This window comes from Synechococcus sp. R6-10, from assembly GCF_047461815.1.
GTDB lineage: Bacteria > Cyanobacteriota > Cyanobacteriia > Thermostichales > Thermostichaceae > Thermostichus.
The window spans coordinates 1-564 of the sequence record NZ_JANSHW010000051.1 but is presented as its reverse complement, the minus strand read 5'-3'; the positions used below and the strand labels follow the sequence as shown (position 1 = coordinate 564).

Annotated in this window: 1 pseudogene; it reads right to left on the bottom strand. The window is 61.2% G+C overall.

Annotated elements, in window-relative coordinates:
- A pseudogene (locus tag NW837_RS01640) lies at positions 1–564 on the bottom strand (hypothetical protein); the annotation flags it as partial.

Below are 564 nucleotides of genomic sequence, written 5' to 3'. Positions count from 1 at the left end.
GGTGGGCTCCGGTGTCGGAGTTGGGGTAGGGGTGGGCTGGGGCTGGACGATGGCGAGGGCCTCTTCGGCTTTTAGCTCCCCCCGAACCAGCTTGGAGAGGGTATCTTGGCCGCCAGGGGTGTAGGTGATCTCGCGGGCGGCGCTGTTGAACACATTGCGGATGGGATCCCCTTTGCTGTCCACCAGTTCCAGCACCATCACATTGCGACCGGGCCTGAAGCCCTTCAGATAAAAAGACTCCCAGCGATCCAGCAGGCCAGATTGGCCGTTGAGGGTGTAGCGGATCCGCCAGTCCCGTGGCAAGTCACTCAACAGGCTCTCCCGCACTGGGGCATTGGCCAGCCAGAAATCCACCAAGATTGGCTCGGCCCCGTAGCTGCCTGTGGGGCGGTTGTAGGTGAGCAGGGGCAGTTGCGGCTGTGGTACGTACTCAGGGGTGGGAGCTAACACGTGAAAGCTGACCTGGGCATAGGCTTCAGAGTTTTTGAAGCTCTCGTGCCAGGGTTTGCCGGCAAACACCCGCAGAGTATGGGTCCCGGCTCCAAATCCTTGAAAACGAGGGGA